Below are 23,213 nucleotides of genomic sequence, written 5' to 3'. Positions count from 1 at the left end.
GACATGCAGGCATTAAGTACCATACATAGCAGATTTGTTCCGTTGCAGATGGAAAACGTGGATACAGACCAGATCATTCCCGCCCGCTTTTTAAAAGCAACTACGAGGGATGGTTTTGGAAAGAACCTGTTTCGCGACTGGCGTTATGAGAACAATGATGAAGCAAAACCCAAAGCAGATTTCGTGCTCAACCAGCCGAAATACAGTGGCGAGATACTGGTAGCCGGTAAAAATTTCGGATGCGGCTCTTCACGCGAACATGCGGCATGGGCTATCCAGGACTATGGATTTAAAGTGGTGGTGTCGAGCTTCTTTGCCGACATCTTCAAGAATAATGCATTGAACAATGGCGTGCTGCCGGTGACGGTGAGCGAAAACTTCCTGCAAAAATTATTTGCACAAGGTGAAGCTGCTACAGTAACGGTTAACCTCGAACAGCAGACCATTACCATCGATGGTACGGGCGAACAGGAAAAGTTCGAGATCAACGCATACAAGAAAACATGCCTGCTCAACGGATACGATGATATCGATTTCCTGCTGAGCATTAAAAAAGATATTGAAGCATTTGAATTGCAACGATGAAAACAACTTCATTACAGGTAGAACATCTGACGGTTCAGTTGTCGGGTAAAACCATACTGAAAGATGTTTCTTTTGCTGTACATGAAGGAGAAGTGCTGGCTGTGGTGGGTAAATCGGGTAGCGGAAAATCTACATTGATCAAAGCGCTTTCGGGTCATTGTTTCAGTCGCGGCGATATATCGTTCACGGCCCGCCACAATGGTGAGCCCCGTGTTGTAGCTATTACCCAACAACACAAATTCAAGAACCTCTCTAACGTTTCTTCTTTTTACTATCAACAACGGTTCAATTCATCCGATGCAGAAGATACGGTATCATTGAATGATGTGCTGCAACAGATCACTACGGATGACCAGGCCATTGCCGATGTGTTATCTTGGTTGGGTATTACCCACGTGCGATACACCCGTTTGATACAATTGTCGAACGGAGAACAAAAAAAATTACAGCTGGCGAAAGCTTTGCTTCGGCAGGCCGACTGGCTGCTGTTCGACAATCCATATACCGGACTCGATACGGCTTCCAGGTATTCGCTCAGTATGATCATGGAACAACTGGCTGTAAAAGGAATCGGCATACTGCTGGTTACTACCGAATCGGAAATACCGCCTGCAGTAACCCATGTGGCTGTGCTGGAAAAAGGTTCCCTGCAACCCAGGATAACACATCAGGAATTTGATCTGCATAAACCGGCAACAGGTACTGTTGCAAAGCAGGCATTGCCTATTCAACAGGGCATACCGGAAGCTTATCGTTACGACAATTTTGCTACTGCGGTTAAAATGGTGAATACCAATGTAACCTACGGCAATAAAAAGATACTGCACAATATCAACTGGGAGGTGAAGCGTGGAGAATGCTGGCGTATAGCCGGTGGCAATGGAGCAGGCAAGTCTACCTTGTTGAGCCTGGTGAACGGCGATAACCCGCAGGCATTTGCCAATGAAATCTATTTGTTCGACAGGAGGAAAGGAAGTGGAGAAAGCATCTGGGATATCAAACAGAAGATCGGTTATGTATCACCTGAGTTGCATCAGCATTTTGAGCCGGGCGCTACCTGCTTTGAAGTAGTTGCGTCCGGCTTGTTTGATACAATTGGTCTGTTCAGGCAGCTCACCGGTCAACAGAAAAAGATCACCCTGCACTGGATGGAATTATTGCAACTAACAGATTTTGCCAACAGGCCGTTGTTGCAATTATCCAATGGAGAGCAAAGACTGGTATTGCTGACGAGGGCCATGGTGAAGAACCCGCCGCTGCTGATACTGGATGAACCCTGTCAGGGACTGGATGCCCAGATGGCAGCAGCATTTGTTGCGATGGTCAATGATATCTGCACGGTATTGAAGAAGACGCTGATCTATGTAAGTCATTACAATGAAGAAGTGCCTTCTTGTGTAACGAGAACATTATTATTGGAATCAGGAAAAATCGCAGCTTAAACTAAAACTAACAACCAAATAATTATACAGTATGGAAAAGAAGATAGCCGTTATATTGGGAGATGGAATCGGCCCGGAAGTAACGCAGCAGTCCATTAAAGTGCTGAATGCGATTGCGGATCGCTTCGGTCATTCTTTTGAATACAGCTATGGTATCATGGGTGCCGATGCGATAGACAAAACCGGCAATCCTTTGCCCGACGAAACCATCGATACCTGCCTGAAAAGCGATGCCATCCTCTTTGGTGCCATCGGTCACCCTAAATATGATAATGATCCTACCGCAAAAGTGAGGCCGGAACAGGGTTTGCTGAAGCTGAGAAAAGCGCTGCAATTGTATGCCAATATCCGTCCGGTTACGACTTACCGTGCGTTACAACATTTATCGCCCCTGAAAGCCAAACAAATGGAAGGGGTTGATTTTATTGTATTCCGTGAACTCACCGGTGGCATATATTTTGGTAAAAAAGAATTGAGTGAAGACCAATCGGCCGCGGTTGATGAATGCACCTATACAAAAGCAGAAATAGAAAGGGTATCACACCTGGCGTTTAAATATGCACAGGGAAGAAAGAAAAAATTGACACTGGTGGACAAGGCCAATGTGCTGGAGACATCACGTTTGTGGCGTAAAGTGGTGCAAGAGATCGCCAAAGAGTATACAGACGTAGCAGTAGATTATATGTTCGTAGACAATGCTGCTATGCAGATTATCCTGAATCCCGCACAATTCGATGTGGTGCTCACCGAGAATATGTTCGGCGATATCATCAGTGATGAAGCGAGCGTATTGAGTGGTTCACTGGGATTGCTGCCATCGGCATCGGTAGGCAATACCGTAGCGCTGTTTGAGCCAATACATGGTTCTTATCCGCAGGCTGCAGGAAAAGACATTGCCAATCCTTTGGGCTCTATTCTTTCTGCGGCCATGCTGCTGGATCATTTTCAACTGGTGGAAGAAGCTGTTGCTGTGAGAGAAGCTGTTGATTGGACACTGGCGAATGGGTTTGTATCGAAAGACATTGATCCGGTAAACAATTACACCACTACGGCTATCGGCGACCTGATCACTGAACACATAGAAAGGAATGCAGATGCGAACAGGCGTAGCAACAATGCTTCGCTGAATCGCTCTACTATTATATAAACGAACGATCGTTATAGAACGATTGCACAATTTTTTTAAAAGTTCTTTGTTTTTTCAACAGGCGGGAGTATTTTTATAGCCTCGGACTTAAGTCCGGGGCAACGAATCCTCTATGTTCAAAGGCATCAACCATAATGTCAACATCATTAACACAATTATTATTGTGGTTGTCATTATTGTACCTGCACTGAACGGAGGAGGAGCCCTTATATAAAAAAGAAAACATTGAAAATATAAAGCCCCGCCCTCCAAAAAGGCAGGGCTTTTTTATTTTATTCTTTGCCTTGGGCTTAAGCCCAGGGCAAAAAAAATAGATTATGATGTTAAATAGATATTCAAAGACAATTACACAGGATGTAACACAGCCGGCGGCACAAGCCATGCTGTATGGTATTGGCTTAACAGAAGAAGACCTGAAAAAAGCGCAGGTAGGCGTTGTGAGCATGGGTTATGACGGCAATACCTGTAACATGCACCTGAACGACCTGGCCAAGCTGGTCAAACAAAGTGTGTGGGACAGCGAACTGGTAGGATTGATATTCAATACCATTGGCGTGAGCGATGGTATCAGTAATGGAACCGACGGCATGCGTTATTCCCTGGTGAGTCGCGATATCATTGCCGACTCCATCGAGGCGGTATGCGGCGCGCAATATTATGATTCGGTGATCGCATTGCCTGGATGTGATAAGAATATGCCAGGTTCCATCATCGCTATGGGCAGATTGAACCGGCCGGCCATTATGGTGTACGGAGGGACCATCGCGCCTGGTCATTACAAAGGACAGGACCTGAACATCGTTTCTGCTTTTGAAGCATTGGGACAAAAAATAGCAGGGCAATTGGATGAGGCTGATTTCAAAGGCATCGTTCAGCATTCATGTCCGGGTGCGGGCGCCTGTGGCGGTATGTACACAGCAAATACCATGGCTGCCGCTATTGAAGCATTGGGTATGAGCCTGCCTTATTCTTCTTCCAACCCCGCATTGAGCGAAGAGAAAAAACAGGAATGCCTGGCGGCAGGAAAAGCCATCCGTCACCTGATGGAAAAAGACATCAAGCCCAAAGACATCATGACACGCAAAGCATTTGAGAATGCGATGATCGTAATCATGGTATTGGGCGGGAGCACCAACGCCGTATTGCACCTGATAGCGATGGCCAAGAGTGTAGATGTAGCGTTAACACAGGATGATTTCCAGGCCATCAGCGACAGGATACCGGTACTGGCCGATTTCAAGCCCAGTGGTAAATACCTCATGCAGGACCTGTATGAGCACGGAGGAACACCTGCTGTAATGAAATATTTGTTGAACAAAGGATTACTGCATGGAGATTGTTTAACAGTTACCGGAAAAACATTAGCCGAAAACCTGGCCGATGTACCCGAGATCGATTTTGAAAAACAGAAGATCATATTCCCGCTGGAGCATCCTATCAAAGCAACAGGCCATCTGCAAATATTGTACGGTAACCTCGCAGAAGGCGGTAGTGTTGCGAAGATCAGTGGTAAGGAAGGAGAGCGTTTCGAAGGACCGGCCCGTGTGTTTGATGGAGAACATGAACTGATCAATGGCATCAACAGCGGAAAAATAAAACACGGTGATGTAGTAGTGATCCGTTATGTAGGCCCTAAGGGCGGACCCGGTATGCCGGAAATGCTGAAACCTACATCTGCCATCATTGGTGCAGGATTGGGTAAGAGTGTGGCGTTGATTACAGATGGAAGATTCAGCGGTGGCACACATGGATTTGTCGTCGGACACATCACACCCGAAGCATACAACGGGGGATTGATAGCCATGGTAGCAGATGACGATATCATCGAACTGAATGTAGCTACCAGGTCTATGACCCTGAAAGTACCGGAGGATGTGATAGCCGAAAGAAGAGCAGCGTGGAAACGTCCATCGCTCAAAGCAGAGAAAGGAATATTATTCAAATATGCCCAGTGTGTGAAAGATGCCTCAGAAGGCTGCGTAACAGACGAAGCATAACCATCAACCCCTAATAATAAAGGAATGGAAGCAATAGATACCATCACAGCAGAGAAAGCAACACCCGCTAAAGAAACGGTAACGCTTTCCGGTTCACAGGCAGTGCTTGAAGCATTGATCGCTGAAGACGTAGATACCATTTTCGGTTATCCCGGCGGAGCCATCATGCCTATCTATGATGCCTTATACGATTATCACGATAAACTGAAACATATACTGGTAAGACACGAGCAGGGTGGTATACATGCCGGACAAGGCTATGCACGCTCTTCCGGGAAAGTGGGCGTGGTGTTCGCAACAAGCGGACCAGGCGCTACAAACCTGGTAACAGGACTGGCCGATGCACAGATCGACAGTACGCCGCTGGTATGTATAACCGGACAGGTGTTTGCACACTTGCTGGGTACCGATGCTTTCCAGGAAACAGATGTGATCAATATCACTACACCAGTTACCAAATGGAATTACCAGGTAACAGATGCAACAGAATTGCCTACTGTGTTAGCGAAAGCCTTTTACATTGCCAGGAGCGGAAGACCCGGACCCGTGCTGATCGATATCACCAAGAATGCGCAGTTGCAAAAGTTTGAATATGCAGGGTATGAAAAATGCGATCATATTCGCAGTTACCGGCCCAAGCCCATTGTGCGGAAAGAATATGTTGAAGAAGCAGCCAAGCTGATCAATGCAGCAGAGAAACCCTTTGTGCTGTTTGGTCAGGGTGTAATATTGGGTAACGCAGAAGATGAATTCAGAGCTTTCATTGAGAAGTCGGGCATTCCTGCCGCATGGACCATTCTCGGGTTGAGCGCATTGCCTACCGACCATCCATTAAATGTTGGTATGCTGGGTATGCATGGCAATTATGGTCCGAATGTACTTACCAATGATTGTGATGTGTTGATCGCTATAGGTATGCGCTTCGATGACCGCGTTACCGGCAGGCTCGATAAATATGCCAAGCAGGCGAAAGTGATCCACCTGGATATTGACCCCGCCGAGATAGATAAGAATGTAAAAGCTACTGTAGGCGTATGGGGCGATTGTAAAGAGACGTTGCCTATGCTGACCAAACTCGTGGAAGCAAAAAAACATACACAGTGGCTGGATAGATTTAGAAATTACCAGCAGGAAGAGATCAAAGAAGTGATCGATCACGAATTAAACCCGGGTTCGGGAGAGATGACCATGGGCGAAGTGATGAAACATTTGAACGAGCTTACGCAGGGAGACGCCATCATTGTAACAGATGTGGGCCAGCACCAGATGGTGGGATGCCGATATGCAAAATTCAACCAGACAAGAAGTAATATCACTTCCGGTGGATTGGGCACGATGGGCTTTGCCCTGCCTGCAGCCATCGGTGCCAAATTTGGTGCACTGGATCGAACTGTAGTAGCGATCATTGGCGATGGAGGTGTTCAAATGACCATACAGGAACTGGGTACCATCATGCAAACAGAACTCAATGTAAAAATATTGATCCTGAATAATGAGTTCCTGGGTATGGTGAGGCAATGGCAGCAACTCTTCCACGACAAGCGCTATTCCTTTGTTGACATTGCGAGTCCCGATTACGTAACGGTAGCCAAAGGATACGGCATAGCGGGACAAAAAGTAACAGACAGGCAAAACCTGCGCGATGCACTGGCCACCATGCTGAACCACCAGGGCTCTTATCTGTTGGAAGTAATGGTAGGAAAGGAGAACAATGTATTCCCCATGGTTCCGCAGGGATGCAGTGTAAGTGAAATACGTTTAAAATAAGCAACATGAACAAACAGGAATTCACCATAACAGTATACACGGAGAACCGCATCGGTTTGGTAAGCCGTATTGCGATCATGTTCTCCAGGAGGAAGATCAATATTGAAAGTCTGAATACTTCGCCATCGGAAATAGAAGGCATTCACCGGTTCACCATTGTTATTGAAGAAACGGAAGAAGTGGTGCGCAAGCTGGTTCGCCAGATAGAAAAGCAGGTGGAAGTATTGAAAGCGTATTACAATACCAACGATGAGATCGTTTGGCAGGAAATGGCTTTGTACAAAGTATCTACCGATGAGATCGCCGAAAAAATAAAAGTGGAAAGGCTGCTGCACAAATATGGAGCAAGAGCGATACTCATTCGTAAAGACTATACCATTTTCGAAACCAGTGGCCATCGCGAAGAGATAGACAAGTTAGTTAAGGTATTGGAACCCTGCGGACTGATCGAGTTTGTGAGAAGTGGAAGGGTGGCCATCATTAAAGGCAGTGATAGTTTTCACGCCAAGATCAAGGCATTTGAGAAAAGTGAGCCGGGAGAAACTGTGGTAGAAAACGAATTCCTCGATAAGCAGGACGAAGTATTCAGCATGTAACAAACAAAATAAAAAGTAACAATCAATCATTTTAAAAACCAGAACAATGGCAAAATTAAACTTCGGTGGTGTAGAAGAGAACGTGATAACTCGCGAAGAGTTCCCCCTTGCAAAAGCACAGCAGGTGCTGAAAGATGAAGTGGTGGCAGTGATAGGCTACGGCGTACAGGGGCCAGGCCAGGCACTGAACCAGAAAGAAAACGGCGTCAACGTAATTGTTGGCCAGCGTAAAAATTCCAAGAGCTGGGATAAAGCGGTTCGCGACGGATTTGTACCGGGCGAATCATTATTTGAAATAGAAGAAGCTTTGCAACGCGGAACCATTATCTGTTATTTGCTGAGCGACGCTGCCCAGATCAGCCTGTGGCCTACCGTTAAAAAACACCTGACACCAGGCAAAGCCCTGTATTTCTCACACGGCTTCGGTGTTACTTATAAAGACCAGACAGGCATCGTGCCGCCGGCCGATGTAGACGTATTCCTGGTGGCTCCTAAAGGATCAGGTACCTCTCTGCGCAGGATGTTCCTGCAAGGTCGTGGCCTGAACAGCAGTTATGCCATCTTCCAGGATGCAACCGGTCGCGCTTTCGACAGAGTAGTAGCGCTGGGTATTGCAATCGGTAGCGGTTACCTGTTCGAAACAGATTTCAAGAAAGAAGTGTACAGCGATCTTACCGGTGAGCGCGGAACATTGATGGGCGCTATACAGGGTATCTTCGCCGCACAATACGAAGTGTTGCGTTCAAAAGGACATACACCTTCTGAAGCATTCAACGAAACAGTAGAAGAGCTCACGCAATCGCTGATGCCATTGGTTGCAGAGAACGGTATGGACTGGATGTATGCCAACTGTTCTACTACTGCACAGCGCGGAGCGCTCGACTGGTGGAAAAAATTCCGCGACGCTTCTCTGCCCGTGTTCAAAGAATTGTATGAAAGCGTAGCTACCGGTAAGGAAGCAGCCAAATCGATCGAGAGCAATAGTAAGGCAGACTACCGTGAGAAACTCGAAGAAGAGTTGAAAGAACTGCGTGAAAGCGAAATGTGGCAGGCAGGTAAAACAGTAAGGAGCCTGCGCCCCGAAAATCAGAAAGTAGCAACAGAAGCGTAAGCTGCACATAAGCACTACCGGTAGTTCAACTGCCGGTAGTGCCTTTTAATACAAGCACATGTCAACCGTAACATCACATACCTTGAACTACCAGGCTGCTGCAGCGCGATTGAAGCCGGTGGTGAACAGAACCCCGCTGACCTTCAATCACAACCTGTCGCGCAAATACGGCTGCGAAGTTTATCTGAAAAGGGAAGACCTGCAGGTGGTTCGTTCATATAAACTGCGTGGCGCTTATAATATGATGAGCAGCCTTTCTGCGGATGAATTGCATCGCGGTGCAGTATGCGCCAGTGCAGGCAATCATGCGCAGGGATTTGCGTACAGTTGTAAAAAACTGAATGTGAAAGGAGTGGTGTTCATGCCCATCATCACTCCCAACCAGAAAGTAAACCAGACCAAAATGTTTGGCGAAGGTTTTGTGCAGGTAAAACTGATAGGCGATACATTCGATGATTGCGCGCAGGCGGCAAAGAAATATACCATCGATCACCAGATGGTCTTTGTACCCCCCTTTGATGATATCCGTATCATTGAAGGACAGGCCACGGTGGGCATTGAAATACTGGAAGACCAGCCAACGGTGGATTATTTGTTTGTACCGGTAGGTGGCGGCGGACTCAGTGCGGGTGTGGGCAGTTATTTCAAAACCTTTTCTCCCAAAACAAAAATTATAGGACTGGAGCCCGAAGGAGCTCCTTCTATGAAAGAAGCATTGAAAGCCGGGCATCCGGTTGTGCTGGATGATATTGAACGTTTCGTAGACGGTGCTGCGGTGAAAAAAGTGGGTGACCTCACATTCAGTATCTGCAAGGAAGTATTGGATGATATGCACCTGGTGCCGGAAGGAAAAGTTTGCTCCACCATCTTAAAATTATACAACGAAGACGCGATCGTAGCAGAGCCAGCCGGTGCGTTGTCTATTGCGGCGCTGGATGATTATGCTGCGGAGATCAAAGGGAAAAAAGTGGTTTGCATTGTAAGCGGCAGCAACAATGATATCGACCGTATGCAGGAGATCAAAGAACGGTCGCTGCAATACGAAGGACTCAAACATTATTTCCTCATCAGCTTTGTTCAAAGACCGGGTGCACTGAAAGAATTTGTAAATCATGTATTGGGCCCCCATGATGATATTACGCGTTTTGAATATATGCAAAAGCATAATAAAGAAGCAGGACCTGCCCTGGTAGGTGTTGAATTGAAGTCCCGATCGGATTATGATGTTTTGATGAAGAAAATGGACCAATATCACATCAACTATACCGAATTGAATAAAAATGACCATCTTTTTGGTTATCTTGTATAAATAATTAAAAAATAGTACTATCTTTAGACATCTTTTAATAGAATGAACCTGAAGCAGTCAAATATTCATCTCTCCGCACAAACAGGACTCCTGTTTGTGACTGCTATCATTACTATTATTACGACCCTGTAAAGGGTTGTACATTTCCATATTACCTGCGGGCTTGTCAAAAAGCTGTATCTGTAAAACAGAAGCATCGTATTCCATTTTCAAATCCATCCCAACAGGGATATTACACAAACAACATGAAGGTTTTAAAATTTGGCGGAAGTTCGGTGGCCAGTGCGGTCAACATGAACAAAGTCATTGATATAGTTCAAAAAGAAGCAAAGAAGGAACCCGTTATACTGGTGGTATCGGCCATGGGTGGTGTTACCGATGCTTTATTAAAAGCAGGTGATCTCTCATCAAAAGGCGATGAGGCATATAAAGCCCTCCTGAAAGAGCTGGAGCAAAAACATCTGGATGCAGTGCGATCGCTATTGCCCATCCAGCAACAAAGCGCAACGCTGAGCCTCATCAAACAACATTTCAACGACTTGGAGAGTGTGTGCGATGGGGTTTTTTTATTGCGCGAATTATCGCCCCGCACCAAAGACAGGATCGTTGCTTATGGTGAATTGTTATCCTCGCTTACCATTGCAGCCAAACTGCAATCGTTGAATGCCCATTACCAGTGGGTAGATTCGAGGCAACTCATCACCACCAATTCCCATTTTGGAAATGCGGCGGTTGATTTTGTAGCTACGAATAGTAAAATGAAATGCTATTTCGAAGAGCATCAATACCAACTTTATATAGCGCCTGGTTTTATTGCGGCGGATGAAACGCAGCAAACCACTACCCTGGGCAGGGGTGGTTCTGATTACACCGCTTCCATTTTTGCAGCGGCTTTGCAGGCTACTGTACTGGAAATATGGACTGATGTAAGTGGTATGATGACCGCCGATCCACGGCTGGTACAGAATGCAAAACCTATCCAGCATATCTCTTACCAGGAGGCAATGGAGTTATCGCATTTTGGCGCCAAGATCATCTACCCGCCCACCATTCAACCGGTGATGTTGGCCAACATACCAGTATTTGTAAAAAACACATTCGAGCCCGATGCTTACGGTACATTGATAGAAAATGCCACTGCCGTTAACGGCGGAAGTTTCATCAGGGGTATCTCCAGTATTAACAATATCAGCCTGTTGAGCCTGGAAGGCGGTGGAATGGTGGGGATCCCCGGATTTTCTAAGCGATTGTTCGAAGCCCTGGCAAATGAACGTGTGAATGTGATATTGATCACCCAAAGTTCTTCGGAACATTCTATCTGCGTAGGCATTAATGATGCCGATGCCACCCGCGCCAAACAAGTGATTGACCAGGCATTTGATTTTGAGATCAAAACTGGGAAAGTGGATCCGGTAAAGGTAGAATCGGGATTGGCCATACTGGCATTGGTAGGAGAAAAGATGAAGAGTCACCCTGGTGTGAGCGGAAAAATGTTTGGTGCATTGGGCAGGAATGGTATCAACGTACGCGCCATTGCACAGGGCTCATCGGAAAAAAATATTTCGGCGGTGATAGCGGCTTCGGACGTTAAAAAAGCCATCAACATCCTGCACGAGGAGTTTTTTGAAACTACCTATAAACAACTGAACCTTTTCATTGCAGGAGCGGGGAATGTAGGAAGCAAATTGCTGGATCAGTTGAAAAAACAAATGAGTTACCTGCAACAACACCTGCGCTTGCAAATAAGGGTAGTGGGATTGGCTAACAGCAAACGCGTTTTACTGAACGAAGACGGAATCGACCTGGAGAACTGGAAAGCATTGCTGCAAGACGCTACACCTGGTAATATACACGACCTGGTAACCCGTATCAAAGCCAAAAACCTGCGCAACAGTGTGTTTGTAGATGTAACCGCCAATGCAGAAGTGGCTGGTGTATACGGATCATTGTTGGAAAAAAGTATTTCAGTGGTAGCTTGTAATAAGATCGCCTGCTCTTCTGCGTACAGTTCTTACCAGCAATTGAAATCACTGGCCAGGGAATACAATGCGGCTTTCTTTTTTGAAACCAATGTAGGCGCCGGTTTGCCGGTAATTGGCACCCTTAACGATCTTTTGCGCAGTGGCGACCAGGTAAACAGGATACAGGCGGTGTTGTCGGGCACGCTGAATTTTGTTTTCAATCATTACGATGGCAAGAAACCATTTGCGCAAGTAGTAAGACAGGCGCAGGACGAAGGATATACAGAGCCCGATCCGAGACTCGACCTGGGTGGAACCGATGTAATGCGCAAGATCATGATCCTGGCAAGGGAATCGGGACAGGTAATAGAGATGGAAGACATTACCAACAATGGTTTCCTGCCCGCATCTTGTTTTGATGGTACCGTAGAAGATTTCTATGCAGAAATGGAGAAGCAGGAAAAGCATTTTAAGGCTTTGTATGATGAAGCAGCTGCAAAAAAATGCAAACTCAAGTTTGTGGCCAGTTACCAGGATGGCAAGGCGTCGGTAGGCTTACAGCACATACCTGCCGATTCTGATTTTTATCATCTCTATGGAAAAGACAACCTGGTGTTGTTCTATACAGAAAGGTATCCCGAGCAGCCACTGGTGATCAAAGGTGCCGGTGCCGGCGCAGAAGTAACTGCTTCCGGTGTATTTGCAGACATCATCCGTGTTGCCAAAGCATGAATGCTAAACCTATAACCATGAATGATCAACACATAATAATTCACGCACCGGCTACAGTTGCCAATATGGTTTGCGGTTTCGATGTACTGGGCTTTGCTGTGCATGAACCTTATGATGTGATGGATATTCGGTTCAGCGATCGTCGGGGAATTACCATCATCAATAAGGACGATTATTGTTTACCTACCGATCCGGAAAAAAATGTAGCAGGTGCAGCATTGCTGGCTATGCTGGAAGAAATAAAGGAACCCCTGGGTTTTGAATTGGGTATATGCAAACAGATCAAACCGGGCAGTGGCGTTGGTTCCAGTGCCGCCAGTGCCGCGGGTGCGGTAGTAGCGGCCAACCGTTTACTGAATGACCGGTTTTCCAAACAGGATCTTGTTCGTTTTGCAATGAACGGAGAAAAAGTGGCATCGGGTGTAAAACACGCCGATAATATTGCACCGTGTATTTACGGTGGTGTAACATTGATCCGTTCTATTCACCCGCTTGATATTGTACCGCTTCAGGCGCCGCCCTTGTATGTAACCATTGTGCACCCGCAGATAGAAGTGCGTACGGCCGATGCCAGGGGCATTCTGAAACAGCAAGTGCAATTGAAAGATGCCATCAGGCAATGGGGCAATATCGCAGGACTGGTAGCAGGCTTGCTGAAAAGCGATTATGACCTGATTGGCCGTTCGCTGGAAGATGTGTTGATAGAACCGGTACGTAGCATACTGATACCCGGTTTCGATACCATCAAACAGGAAAGCAAAGAAGCCGGCGCATTGGGAGGAGGTATATCAGGATCCGGGCCTTCTATTTTCATGCTCAGCAAAGATGAAACCACCGCCCGCACGGTAGAGCAACAGATGCAACAGACCTATCAACGGTTGGGACTCGATCATCACACTTATGTAACCACCATCAACAACGAAGGCGTAAAATTTACCAGTTAATCATCATGCAATATTTCAGTTTAAATAAAACAGCACCGGATGTAGATTTCAAAGAGGCTGCCGTACGCGGACAAGCGCCGGATAAAGGGTTGTATTTTCCACGGAGGATACCAACAGTTGAGAAAGAGATCATCAACAATATCACCAATTTTTCAAAAGAAGAACTGGCTTTCCGTATCATGCTTCCTTATGTTGGAACTACCATACCGGAAAAAGTGTTGTACCAGATCGTATCGGAGACCATTGATTTTCCTTTTCCATTGGTGCCCATCACAGAAAATATTTCTTCACTGGAGTTATTTCACGGGCCTACCATGGCGTTCAAAGATGTAGGCGCCAGGTTTATGAGCAGGTGCCTGGGTTATTTTTCACGCGGACAAGAAAAAAAAGTAACCGTATTGGTAGCCACTTCTGGCGATACGGGCGGTGCCGTAGCCAATGGCTTTCTTGGTGTGGAAGGTGTGGAAGTGATCATTTTGTATCCTTCGGGAAAAGTGAGTCCCGTGCAGGAATTGCAACTAACTACCTGCGGACAGAACATTACCGCATTGGAAGTAAAAGGCAGTTTCGACGATTGTCAGGCGATGGTGAAAGATGCATTCATGGATGCCGATCTGAACGCCCATTATTCGCTCACTTCCGCCAATTCTATCAACGTAGCGAGGTGGTTACCGCAACAGTTGTATTATTTCTTTGCATACCAACAATGGCCCAACCAACAGGAGCTGCCGGTTGTTGCGGTACCCAGCGGAAATTTCGGTAACATCTGCGCGGGATTGCTGGCACAGGCAAGCGGATTACCGGTTAAGCATTTTATTGCGGCCTGCAATGTAAACGATGCCGTGCCCGAGTACCTGCGTACAGGTTCGTATCAACCTAAAAAAGCAGTGGCTACTGTTTCCAATGCGATGGATGTGGGCAGTCCGAGTAATTTCATCAGGGTGATGGAATTGTTTCACAATGATCATACGGATATTAGTAAACATCTCTCGGGTTATACGGTCAGCGATACAGTCACAGAACAAACGATCACCGGGGTGTTCAATCGCTATCACTATGTATTGGATCCGCATGGTGCGGTTGCTTATCATGCACTGGCAGATTACCTGTATACACACCCGGGAATGAAAGGAATGATACTGGAAACAGCCCATCCGGTGAAGTTTCCCGAAACCGTGTCGGCAGCTACCGGTAAAGAGGTAACGGTTCCCCCGGAAGCGCAATATTTGTTCAGCCGGGAAAAACAGCGTATTGTAATGGAACCTTCCTTCAGCGGACTGAAAGAATGGTTGTTGCAGCGCTAATTTTTACAGGTTTGGAGGCCTTCTGTTATCAATATAGACATCCAGGTTAGCGTAACGGCCCTTCACCTTTTTAAAGCTGGTGGTATCCAGGTATCCATAAGTTTTTACGATACTGGAAGAGTCGCTCAGCAAGTAGTTGATGATAATCCAACGGTCCGTATCCAGGGTAAGAGGATGCTTAACATTCAATGTACCATCGTGTGCATCGATATTGAGCTCGTAAGTGCCTTTTTTGTACTTTTTTCCCGGAATGAACTGCAGTCCGGGCTGAACGGTAGCATTGGCCAGGACCTCTTTTGAATGTTCCGTTTTGCCAGACATCTGCACGGTCAGGTAGACCGGCTGCTGGTAAGCGTTCTCATTATTGACGATGATGTGTGCAGTAGGTCTGCTTGTACCACAACCGAGGGAATAGAAAATAGGGAATAGTAATCCAAGCCGAAACAGTGTTCTTCTCATCAGATATTGGTTTTAAAGTAAAAGACACAGGCGTATCCTTCACATAAGGATAGATGACAAAAATAAGTAAATTGAAACAATTCAACCACGAGCTTTTACGCATGACACAAATTTTTGTTCAGGCGTTGCTTCACCCGGAAGGCTGTTATTTGGAGGGGAAAAGCTGACAAAGGTTTAACAAGGAGCGAAAATTACTTTATATTTTGTTTGAATATAAAAAAAGTAATTACCTTGGGTGGTTCAGCTCAACCGTTTCATTCAAATGATTTTGCCTGAATACCAGTTTCCAGAAACAATCCTGGTATTTTTTATTGACCTGCCAGAAACCCAGTGCATGGTACCGGCGTGAAGAAGTGCGCATCATGAGTTGGGGTGCATACATTACATGACCCAGTCGGCTGAGACGTGCACCCAGGTCTACATCATCTCCATAAAAAGTAAGTTCGGTATTGTAACCACCGGCCATTCTCAACGCACTGGCCCTGATGAAAGCATTGCCGCCAATCAATATGGCGCCCCGCTGCGCTACTTGTACCACTTCATTGGTCATGGGATAGGTAAGGCACTGCGTGATGATGGTGGCATAACGCATGAAGAAATTACCATCGAAATAATCATACGGACCGGTAACGGCTACCCGCTTGCTCCTGATCAGGTACCGTAGTCCTTTGCTGATCCAGTTGGGACCGGGAACGCAATCGGCATCTATTTGGGCAATGATGGAACCGGTGGCATGCAGGCGTGCGCATTCACGCGCATGATTAGTGCCCTGCTTCATCTCGTGTACGAGCTGGATAGATACGGGCGAACCGGCGTGTGTTGCGATGAATGTTTCTACCATTACCGCCGTACGATCGGTAGATGCATTATTGGCAACGATGATCTCTATATTGGGATAGTCCTGCTTCAGCAATGCGGCGAGTACATAACAAATGTATTTTTCCTCATTATAGGCGGGGATCAATACCGATACTTTAGGAAGTGCAGGCTGTTTCATAGTTAAAATTTGGGCGGATATAAAATTTCACATTGATTGTGATATGATTGTTAGCTGCAGGTTATGTTTGGGTTATTTTGCCGCAGCTTTCTTAATTTGTGCCCATATCTTTTATCGTATGATACTACAGATCGATCTTTCCTTTCTGCACAACGCTTACCTGGAAGTAGTGGCAAGGGCAATAGCGGTATATATATTCATGATTATCGCCATAAGGATATTCGGGAAAAAAGAACTGGCTCAGTTGTCGGTGATCGACCTGGTGTTCATATTGCTCATCAGCAACGCGGTGCAAAATGCCATGGTTGGGCCGGATACTTCACTCGACGGGGGATTGGTAGCAGCGGGTTCATTGTTTGCAGTGAACTATACCCTGAAGCGGATCCTGTATAAAAACAAGAAATTCAGCAGCCTGTTACAGGGTGAAGCGATGCCATTGATCTATAAAGGAGATATCAATGAAGAAAATTGCAAAAAAGCAGAAATTACTATAGCAGAACTGGAAGCTGCTGTAAGAGAACATGGAGCCAAGGACATTGCACATGTAGACCTCGCGATGCTGGAAGTAGATGGTAACATCAGCGTAATCAGCGACGATTTCAAGAAACGCAGCATGTTAGCGCATCCCAGGCGGCACAAATTGAAAGGAAGGGTGATCAAAAATTAAAGGAGCCCCATGATAAAAAATACCAGTCCAACCAGGCTTATGACGAGACTGGATAGCCAGAGCGATTTTCTTTTCATCAAAATGGCAATGGCCGATATGGCAATGGCGATCTGAAATAAAGTAACCGAACGGGCAAGCGTAACATGTTTTTCGAGGTGGCTAACAGAACTGTGTTCCGCTTCTTCTGCACTTTTTTTGATCTCTTCCTGTTCCTGTGCATATTTACCGGCGGCAGCTGCATCTGCCATTCCGTTATTGGCCTGTAGTTTTTTGATCTCTCCTTTGATGCCCTTGGCCTGGAAATAAGACCATTGATCGGATGCTTTGATCTGGTCGATCAGGGCTTCGTTGGAATGATGCCCGGCCATGAGACTGGAAAAGGCTGCAAATACGGCCATCAGCGCGGTTGAAATGGCTACATAACGGAACCAGCCGGCTTCGCCTACTTTTTCGTGTATGGTTTCGTGCAGGTGCTCAGTGGGTACTTCTATTTCTTCCATAGCGATTGATTGGATGTGTTAAGGTAAATGGATTTCATAATAGAAAAATCGTTTTGAGGAGTTTTTAAGCCTTTCGAAAGAAATGTTACCTTGTAGTATAATCAGCCAGGCCGCATGATATCCAATGATATGTTATCTATACTACATCAGATGCGCCGGCATTTCGGTACCGGTATTACAAAGACTTATGATTTCCGGCGCCGGCAATTGTTAGCCTTAAAAAAAGCAATTGAAAGCAGGGAGCAGGAACTATATGCGGCTTTATATGCCGACTTGAAGAAGAGTCCGGAAGAATGCTGGATTACTGAAATTGGTTTTGTATTGAGCGAATTGAAGAATACCATCCGCCACTTGCGATCCTGGATGCAAGCAGAAGCCAAACGAACCAATCTGCTCAATTTTCCCAGCAGCAGTCAACTCGTGTATGAGCCGCTGGGTGTGGTGTTGATCGCGGCCCCCTGGAATTATCCCCTGCAACTCCTATTTACCCCGCTCATAGGTGCTATAGCAGCTGGTAATTGTGTGATGTTGAAACCCAGTGAATTTGCGCCGGCCACATCGGCAGTGATGCAGGAGATCATCACCCATACATTTCCTCCGGAATACATAGGGTATACAACAGGTGATGGTGCCACAGTTATTCCGGTTATGATGAATGAATTCCGGTTTGATCATATTTTTTATACCGGAAGCACTGTAGTGGGACGCATCCTGTATAAACTGGCTGCTGCGCAACTCGTGCCGGTGACACTGGAATTAGGGGGGAAAAGTCCCTGTGTAGTGGAAGCAGATGCCAAAATTGCTGTTACCGCGAAGCGTATTGTGATGACCAAATTTTCCAACGCAGGACAAATGTGTGTAGCGCCCGATTACCTGCTGGTGCATCATTCGGTAAAGGATCAATTATTGGAGGCGATGAAACAAACCATCGGGCAATTCTTTACCGAAAGCCCGGAAACCTGTTATCATTATGGAAAGATCATCAATCAAAAACAATTCCATCGAATTATTGCATATCTGAAACAGGGCACGGTTGTGCATGGAGGAAGAACAGATGAAACTTCACTTTTTATAGAACCCACTATACTGGATCATGTAGCGATGGACGCTCCAGTGATGCAGGAAGAAATATTCGGGCCGGTATTGCCTGTTATTGGTTTCGATACAATGGAAGAAGCCAAAGCCATCATTGCAAAAAATCCCAATCCGCTGGCTTTCTACATCTTTACTTCCAGTCCTGATAAAGAAAAGGAATGGATACAGGAAATACCTGCGGGCGGCGTTTGCATTAACAATGCCAGCTGGCACCTGACCAACCACCATTTGCCTTTTGGCGGCAGGGGAAACAGCGGAATAGGCGCATACCATGGTAAATATTCTTTCGAAACGTTCAGTCATCGCAAAGCCATAATGAAAACGCCCACCTGGTTTGATCCGGCGCTGAAATACCCGCCATTCAAAGGAAAACTTAAATTGTTCAAATGGATAACCGGGTAATGTTATGAAACGATTTTTAATCGGAACCCTTTTTTTCACTTTCCTTTCTCATCTTGTTCATGTATTCAGAAGGAAGCATGTTGAACTTGGCTTTGAATGATTTGGCAAAATAGTTGGGTGTGGAGAAGCCGACCGAGTAGGCAATCTGAGCAATGTTCATGTCGCTTTTCTCCAGTAAAAAAGCTGCCTTTTCCAACTTTACTGAACGGATATATTCCACTGGTGTTTGGCCCGTTAATTCAAGCAGCTTGCTGTACAAAGAACTCCGGCTCATGCCCACATGCCTGCTCAGATCTTCAACTGATAACTGCGAATTGGTAAGATTTTCTTCCAGGTGGCGCATGATTTCTTGTAATAGTTTCTCGTCTGCCGACTCAATTTCAATTTCAGGAGTAATGACTTTAATTTGTTTGGTGTATGTATTCTTTAAAGTAGTGTTTAATACCAGCAGGTTTTTAATTTTGGCATTCAGTACTTCAAAATTGAAAGGTTTGGTAATGTAATCATTGGCACCTATTTCCAGGCCCTTTAGCTGGTCTTCTTCTCCTGTTAATGCAGTGAGCAGGATAACAGGGAGATGGCTGGTTCTTTTATCTGATTTAATTTTTTGGGTTAATTCAATTCCATTCATATAAGGCATACTAATGTCGCTAACAATCAATTGCGGATGACAGGCCAATGCTTTCTGCCAACCTTCTTTTCCGTTAGCTGCCTCAAAAACTTTGTATTGCAGCCGGAGATTATCCTTCAAATAAAACCGGAAGTCTTCATTGTCTTCTACTAACAAAATCGAAGGCAAGTCCTTTTTGTTATTCGGTAAAGCAACTTCATTTACTTCTTCTAAGAGTTCTTCTGTTTGCTTAGATTCGATGGTTGGTTCTGTGTCCTCCTCCGGCGAATATTCAGCGTTTTTTTCAGGAGCTTTCAGTGAAACAAAAGGAAGATGAACGGTGAAAGTTGTTCCTTTTCCTGGTTCACTTTCAACATCAATGGTACCGCCGTTGTGCATTTTTACAAACTCTTTTGTAATAGACAAGCCAATTCCGGTTCCCTGATTCAAAATGGTGGTAGCCGTTGTGTGCTGAAAAAAGCGTTCAAAAATTTTTCCCTTTTTATCTTCCGGAATACCAATGCCTGTATCAGTTATTTTTATTGCTACCCATGTGATTGATTCTCTGGATCTGTTGTCATCCCTTTCCAATTCCAGGCGTATTTGCCCGCCTGCCAATGTGAATTTAAAAGCATTTGATAAAATATTGAACAATATCCGTTCCAGCTTATCGTGATCAAATAAGGTGTACAATTGGTCAATCTGACTTCGAAAAACAAAATCGATTTTCTTTCTTTCTGAAAGATCCTTAAATGAATCTACCACTTCTTTTACAAAAGTTACCAGTTCGCCTTCAGAGGTTTGCAACTTTAGTTCCTGTTCTTCCATCTTGCGGAAGTCGAGGAGTTGATTCACCAGGTTTAATAACCTTCTTGCATTTCGCTTGATCATGTGCAACTGGCCAATTGAAGATTCGTTTTTTTTCTGCGACAATAACTTTTCCACCGGGCCCAGAATTAAAGAAATCGGGGTCCTGAACTCATGGCTTAAATTGGTTAAGAACTTAATCTTCAAACGGTCCAGCTCATGTGTTCTTTCTGCTTCTTTGCGTTCTTGTTCTTTCTGCATTCTTTCCTGTTCTAATGCAAACTCCCTTCTTATTTTTTGAATGCTTTTATAGCGGAAGTAAAGTACTGAACCAATAATAATTAAGGCATAAAGTATATAAGCCAATGTAGTTCGCCAGAAAGGAGGACGGACATATATTCTTATTGAAGCCCCATTGTTATTCCAAACACCATCGTTATTGCTTGCTTTGATACGAAATATATATTCACCCGGATCAAGATTGGTATAAGAGGCGGTGGTGGAACTTCCCACATAGTTCCAGTTCTTATCAAAACCATCCAGTTTGTAGGCATACATGTTTTGCTCAGGTGAAGTATAATTCAGGCCAACAAAACTTAAAGCGAAGTTTTGTTTATAATCAAGGTTTATTTCTTTAGCAATAGAAATATTTTCTTTTATAGGACCATCTGCCGATGGTACTACCAATTGATTTGAAATTCGTAATTCCGTAATCAAAACAGAGGGGATATTGATGTTTTTCTTCAGGTATGCCGGATTGAAGTAATTAAAGCCGTCGAGACCTCCGAAAAACAATTCACCATGCGAAATCCGCAGTCCGGCTCCATGAACGAAATTGTTATTTTGAACACCGTTATGGTAATTGTAATTGTTGATCTTTTTTGTATTGATGTCAATGCTGCTAATGCCTTTGTTGGTGCTTACCCATAACAGCCCGCTTTGGTCGGATACTATTTTGTAAACCGTATTATTTTGCAGGCCATCCTTCTCTGAATAAGTAATGAATTGCTTTGTGCTTTTATTAAATAAACCTACCCCTCCGCCAAATGTTCCTGCCCAAATATTGCCATGGCTGTCTTCGAGTAACGATAGCACTTTATCATTGGGCAATTTGCTGTTGGCTGAATTGTAAATCGTAAATTTCCCGGAAGCAGGTTGCAGAACAGCAATTCCCCCGCCGTGCGTAGCCAACCAGATATTTCCATCCCTGTCTTCCTGAATATCCCGGATAAATCCATTGATGGGTAAGCTGATGTCATTGGTAAATTGGGGGTTGGGGGTATACCTGACCATCACCTTATGCTCCTCATTCAAAACATTTACTCCTTCGCCATTGGTTCCTACCCAAATCTTCCCACTACGGTCTTCTTTAATGCAAAAGATATCATTGGAATTCAGGTCTTCCGCACGTGTTCCTTGCATCAATTGCCGATATTTTCCTGAAACAGGGTCCAACACAAACAAGCCATCAGAAAAAGTTCCTATCATCAACTGTTTTTTCCGGCTCATTTCCAAAGCCAGGATCACGGGTTGTTTGCCTTCGTTTTTTCTGCCGGATTGAATGTTGAAATGCTGAAATAATTTCGTTTTTGGGTCAAATACCATCAGCCCTCCCTCTTCTGCTCCTATATAAACATTCCCGTTTTGATGTTCTGCGAAGGAAGTAACAATGGAGGCATTCAATCCTTTCGGGTCAAACACATTGCCTTTTATAAAGTTGAAGAGATTGATGTTTTTGTCATATTTGTCAACGCCTCCCCGAACAGTGCCAAGCCAGTAAATGCCTTGTTTATCAATGTACACAGCATGCACTGATTTGGCCGTTAGACTATGAATGTCCCTGTAATTTTGCCTGAATTGGGAAGTTTTCCCTGTCTTTGTGTCCATTATATCCAATCCCGCCCCCGTACCTAACCATAGTTTGTCGCCATCAACAGCGATGGAAATAATCATATTACCGCCCAGGGTGTTCGCATTGCCATTATTACTTTGTGTGTAATTAATAAAACCATTCGCCCCCGGTTTCAACATGCTTAAACCGGCTGTAGTGCCGATCCATATATTGCCTTTTTCATCTTCTGCTACCGAATTGATATCGCTGCTGCTCAGGGTCGAAGGATCCTGGCTGGAATGCAGAAACCGGATCAGTGATTTCGTTTTTGGATTGTATTGAAACAATCCCTCACTTGTTCCAATCCACATACGGCGCTGCCTATCCTCAAAAACACAATTACACGATGGATTAAAATGCAAAGCAGCGCTGCGTGATGCAAGCGGGAATTCAGTGATACGATTGGTGGTAGGGTTAAGAATATTCACCCCACTATAATGGGCAATCCATATTTTCCCCTGGTAGTCGCTGCAAACACCATTGATCACATTATTGCTGATAGCATTAGGACCTCCGGTTGCCGGGAAATTGATGAAAGCATCTCTTCTTCTGTCATATAGGCTTAAGGAGCCTCCGCTGGTGCCAACCCACAAATTGCCCGCCTTGTCTTCGTGCAGCGCTAAAATTTCATTGGCTTGTAAACTGGTTGAATCGCCTGGTTTCTGCCGGTAAACTGTAAAATGGGTGCCATCAAATTTGTCTAAACCATCTTCTGTACCAAACCACATCACTCCATAATGGTCTTTGAGAATGGCATTAACCGAATTGGAGGAAAGTCCGTCTTTTGTGGTAAGTGCGGTAAAATTGATATCTCCATGTTGGGCTGCCGCTAAAAACGATAACCCAAATGAACAGTAACAAAAGAAAAGTAGCTTTTTAAATATCATTGG

18 protein-coding genes are annotated in these 23,213 nt (G+C 45.1%); 13 read left to right on the top strand and 5 right to left on the bottom strand.

Translation table 11 applies throughout. The features are described from left to right. The first annotated feature begins 3 nt into the window (after positions 1 to 3). The 8 genes from leuD (at position 4) to ilvA (ending at position 9,954) form a co-directional block, all read left to right on the top strand. Positions 4 to 585 carry a 3-isopropylmalate dehydratase small subunit gene (leuD, locus tag SEDOR53_RS0103035; RefSeq protein WP_026768386.1) on the top strand — a complete coding sequence of 194 codons (582 nt, stop codon included), beginning with the start codon at positions 4 to 6 and terminating at the stop codon, positions 583 to 585. Further along, the gene (locus SEDOR53_RS0103030; RefSeq protein ID WP_026768385.1) at positions 582 to 2,027 is read left to right on the top strand and encodes an ATP-binding cassette domain-containing protein; all 1,446 of its coding nucleotides are present in this window, start codon (positions 582 to 584) and stop codon (positions 2,025 to 2,027) included. Before leuD ends, SEDOR53_RS0103030 begins: the two co-directional genes overlap by 4 nt. 31 nt (positions 2,028 to 2,058) lie before the next feature. Continuing rightward, the gene (leuB, locus tag SEDOR53_RS0103025) at positions 2,059 to 3,174 is read left to right on the top strand and encodes a 3-isopropylmalate dehydrogenase (protein WP_026768384.1); all 1,116 of its coding nucleotides are present in this window, start codon (positions 2,059 to 2,061) and stop codon (positions 3,172 to 3,174) included. Between the two features lie 317 nt (positions 3,175 to 3,491). After that, positions 3,492 to 5,171: a dihydroxy-acid dehydratase gene (ilvD, locus tag SEDOR53_RS0103020; RefSeq protein ID WP_026768383.1), complete on the top strand. Its 1,680-nt coding sequence runs from the start codon at positions 3,492 to 3,494 to the stop codon at positions 5,169 to 5,171. Positions 5,172 to 5,195: 24 nt separating this feature from the next. Then, positions 5,196 to 6,938 (top strand): biosynthetic-type acetolactate synthase large subunit, encoded by a 1,743-nt coding sequence (gene ilvB / locus SEDOR53_RS0103015; RefSeq protein ID WP_026768382.1) that lies wholly within the window; start codon positions 5,196 to 5,198, stop codon positions 6,936 to 6,938. 5 nt (positions 6,939 to 6,943) lie between these two features. After that, entirely contained in the window at positions 6,944 to 7,534 is a 591-nt protein-coding gene (gene ilvN, locus SEDOR53_RS0103010; RefSeq protein WP_026768381.1) for an acetolactate synthase small subunit, read from the top strand. Positions 7,535 to 7,580: 46 nt separating this feature from the next. Then, positions 7,581 to 8,645 carry a ketol-acid reductoisomerase gene (gene ilvC / locus SEDOR53_RS0103005; RefSeq protein ID WP_026768380.1) on the top strand — a complete coding sequence of 355 codons (1,065 nt, stop codon included), beginning with the start codon at positions 7,581 to 7,583 and terminating at the stop codon, positions 8,643 to 8,645. Between the two features lie 58 nt (positions 8,646 to 8,703). Continuing rightward, entirely contained in the window at positions 8,704 to 9,954 is a 1,251-nt protein-coding gene (gene ilvA / locus SEDOR53_RS0103000; protein ID WP_026768379.1) for a threonine ammonia-lyase, read from the top strand. 57 nt (positions 9,955 to 10,011) lie between these two features. On the opposite strand, the gene SEDOR53_RS19000 is transcribed toward ilvA, so the two are convergent. Then, positions 10,012 to 10,173 (bottom strand): hypothetical protein, encoded by a 162-nt coding sequence (locus tag SEDOR53_RS19000; protein ID WP_157576682.1) that lies wholly within the window; start codon positions 10,171 to 10,173, stop codon positions 10,012 to 10,014. Positions 10,174 to 10,199: 26 nt separating this feature from the next. Between SEDOR53_RS19000 and thrA the strand changes: the two genes are divergently transcribed. From thrA to thrC, 3 genes are read left to right on the top strand one after another with little or no spacing between them, the layout of a single operon-like run. Then, positions 10,200 to 12,647 carry a bifunctional aspartate kinase/homoserine dehydrogenase I gene (gene thrA / locus SEDOR53_RS0102990; protein WP_026768378.1) on the top strand — a complete coding sequence of 816 codons (2,448 nt, stop codon included), beginning with the start codon at positions 10,200 to 10,202 and terminating at the stop codon, positions 12,645 to 12,647. 17 nt (positions 12,648 to 12,664) lie between these two features. Next, positions 12,665 to 13,591, top strand: a complete 927-nt coding sequence (locus SEDOR53_RS0102985; RefSeq protein WP_026768377.1) for a homoserine kinase — start codon at positions 12,665 to 12,667, stop codon at positions 13,589 to 13,591. A gap of 5 nt (positions 13,592 to 13,596) precedes the next feature. Then, positions 13,597 to 14,895, top strand: coding sequence for a threonine synthase (gene thrC, locus SEDOR53_RS0102980; protein WP_026768376.1), 1,299 nt, complete (start codon positions 13,597 to 13,599; stop codon positions 14,893 to 14,895). Positions 14,896 to 14,898: 3 nt separating this feature from the next. On the opposite strand, the gene SEDOR53_RS0102975 is transcribed toward thrC, so the two are convergent. Then, positions 14,899 to 15,354, bottom strand: a complete 456-nt coding sequence (locus SEDOR53_RS0102975; protein WP_026768375.1) for a hypothetical protein — start codon at positions 15,352 to 15,354, stop codon at positions 14,899 to 14,901. A 226-nt stretch (positions 15,355 to 15,580) separates the two neighbouring features. Next, complete coding sequence (locus tag SEDOR53_RS0102970) at positions 15,581 to 16,351, bottom strand: glycosyltransferase family 2 protein (RefSeq protein ID WP_026768374.1); 771 nt, start codon at positions 16,349 to 16,351, stop codon at positions 15,581 to 15,583. Positions 16,352 to 16,469: 118 nt separating this feature from the next. Between SEDOR53_RS0102970 and SEDOR53_RS0102965 the strand changes: the two genes are divergently transcribed. Further along, positions 16,470 to 17,018: a DUF421 domain-containing protein gene (locus SEDOR53_RS0102965; RefSeq protein ID WP_051416724.1), complete on the top strand. Its 549-nt coding sequence runs from the start codon at positions 16,470 to 16,472 to the stop codon at positions 17,016 to 17,018. On the opposite strand, the gene SEDOR53_RS0102960 is transcribed toward SEDOR53_RS0102965, so the two are convergent. Beyond that, complete coding sequence (locus tag SEDOR53_RS0102960) at positions 17,015 to 17,518, bottom strand: DUF4337 domain-containing protein (protein ID WP_026768372.1); 504 nt, start codon at positions 17,516 to 17,518, stop codon at positions 17,015 to 17,017. The genes SEDOR53_RS0102965 and SEDOR53_RS0102960 overlap by 4 nt on opposite strands. A gap of 129 nt (positions 17,519 to 17,647) precedes the next feature. On the opposite strand from SEDOR53_RS0102960, the gene SEDOR53_RS0102955 reads away from it, so the two are divergent. After that, the gene (locus SEDOR53_RS0102955; protein WP_198018781.1) at positions 17,648 to 19,015 is read left to right on the top strand and encodes an aldehyde dehydrogenase; all 1,368 of its coding nucleotides are present in this window, start codon (positions 17,648 to 17,650) and stop codon (positions 19,013 to 19,015) included. A gap of 16 nt (positions 19,016 to 19,031) precedes the next feature. Here the strand turns inward: SEDOR53_RS0102955 and SEDOR53_RS16990 are convergent, their stop codons facing one another. Beyond that, a complete protein-coding gene (locus tag SEDOR53_RS16990) occupies positions 19,032 to 23,210 on the bottom strand; it encodes a hybrid sensor histidine kinase/response regulator transcription factor (RefSeq protein WP_051416468.1) in 4,179 nt (1,392 codons plus the stop codon). Positions 23,211 to 23,213: the final 3 nt, after the last annotated feature.

Source organism: Asinibacterium sp. OR53 (genome assembly GCF_000515315.1).
Classification (GTDB): Bacteria; Bacteroidota; Bacteroidia; order Chitinophagales; family Chitinophagaceae; genus Sediminibacterium.
The sequence above is the reverse complement of the archived record's forward strand: the minus strand, read 5'-3'. Positions and strand labels throughout refer to the sequence as shown.